The sequence below is a fragment of the Frankia sp. AgPm24 genome (assembly GCF_023243055.1).
Classification (GTDB): Bacteria; Actinomycetota; Actinomycetes; order Frankiales; family Frankiaceae; genus Frankia; species Frankia umida.
Window position 1 is genome coordinate 1 of the sequence record NZ_JALKFW010000057.1, and the last position, 1,581, is coordinate 1,581.

Annotated in this window: 1 protein-coding gene; it reads right to left on the bottom strand. The window is 65.9% G+C overall.

Annotated features, from left to right (window positions below; translation table 11 throughout):
* Positions 1-26: 26 nt before the first annotated feature.
* Positions 27-1,480, bottom strand: a protein-coding gene (locus tag MXD61_RS05595; RefSeq protein ID WP_374628476.1) for an IS3 family transposase whose coding sequence is annotated in 2 segments (ribosomal slippage) — positions 27-1,126 and positions 1,126-1,480 — 1,455 coding nt in all. Because the reading frame shifts where the segments join, the coding sequence is not laid out codon by codon here.
* Positions 1,481-1,581: the final 101 nt, after the last annotated feature.

The following is a 1,581-nucleotide window of genomic DNA, read 5'->3' on the forward strand; positions in this document are numbered from 1 at the left end:
CGGAGCCTGTCAATCCCGGTGAGACATCAGGCTGCTTGGTTCGTGGGTAGCGCCTCCTCGGTCTCGATGATCGCTGGGGGCTGGTTGATCCACGCCCTGGTCGGCAGGGCGGGCGGGGTCGGTCGGCGGTGGAACCGCTCGGGGTGGGCGGCGTAGGCGGCGTCGAGGACCTGGGCGCGACGGGCCTGGATCTCGTGGGCGGTGCCGTCATGAACGCTGGCCGGGGTGTGCAGAGCGATACCCGAATGCCTGTGTTCGTTGTTGTAGTAGGCGAAGAAGACGTCGCAGAAAACGCGGGCGTCCTGGAGCGAACCGAAACGTCCCGGGAAAGCGGGACAGTACTTGAGTGTTTTAAACTGTGCTTCGCTGTAGGGGTTGTCGTTCGAGACGTGCGGACGGGAATGGCTCTGGTCGATGTTCAGGTAGGCCAGGAGAGCGGCGACCGGCTGGGATGTCATCGAGGTCCCACGGTCGGCGTGGACGGCGATCGGCCTGACCCTGCCGTTCGCGGCGACGGCGTGTTCGAGGAAGGCCTTCGCGAGTTCCCCGTTCTCGGTGGGATGGACCTCGAAGTGGATGGCTTTACGGGAGAATATGTCGAGGATGACGTACAGGTCGAAGTAGACGCCGCGGGCGGGTCCGGTGAGTTTCGTGATATCCCAGCTCCAGATTTCGTTGGGTCTGGTCGCGAGGAGTTCCGGTTTCTTCCGGGCGGGGTGGGTGGCCTGGGCCCGCCGCTCGACGGTCTGGGCTCGGGCCCGCAGCAGCCGGTACATGGTGGACACGCTGGCCAGGTAGACCCCCTCGTCGAGCAGGGTCGCCCAGACCTGGGCGGCGGACTTGTCGACGAACCGGTCGCTGTTGAGGAGTTCCAGGAGCCGTTCACGTTCGGTGTCGTCAAGCGCTGCCGGGTGGACGGCCGGGGTCCGTGACGGGATGTCCGTGGAGGGTGTGGGGTGGCGCCGACGGTACATTGTCGCCCGGGACAGTCCGAGCAGGTCGCAGGCGACTTTGACCGAGGTCAAGGGCACCAGCGAGGTGAACGCCTCGTCGACTATCTGCCGGGTTTCCTGCCGGAATCCGCGCTCTCGGAGATCAGTGCCAAGAGCGCGTGCGCTTTTCCCACGACTTCCAGCGCCGCTTTCGTTCGTGCCAGCTCGGCGGTGAGCCGTTCGTTCTCCCGCCGTAGCCGCTCGTTGTCGGCGTCTGTCTCGGCCGCCGCGGGCCGGCCGGCGGGCCTGCCCTCGAGGGCTTCGCGAGCCCCCTGTTCCTGTGCCTCGCGCCATTTCTGGATGTGGGAGTGGTACAGACCTTCCCGGCGCAGCAGGGCGCCTCGTTCGCCCGCACCGGTCAGGCCGTCGTACTCGTTCAGGATTCTCTTCTTGTAGGCCGCGGTGAAGGTCCGGCGCTTCGGCCGGTCCGACCGCGGTCCGCCTCGCGAGGAGCTCACCTCGCCATCCTCCTGCTTCGAGGAGGCCATGTCTGCCATGGTCAACGTCACTGGTCTGAAGATCCCGTCTCGCCCTACCGCTACACAGGTCTCAAAGATCCATCTGTCTCATGGGACTCTGACAGACAGGG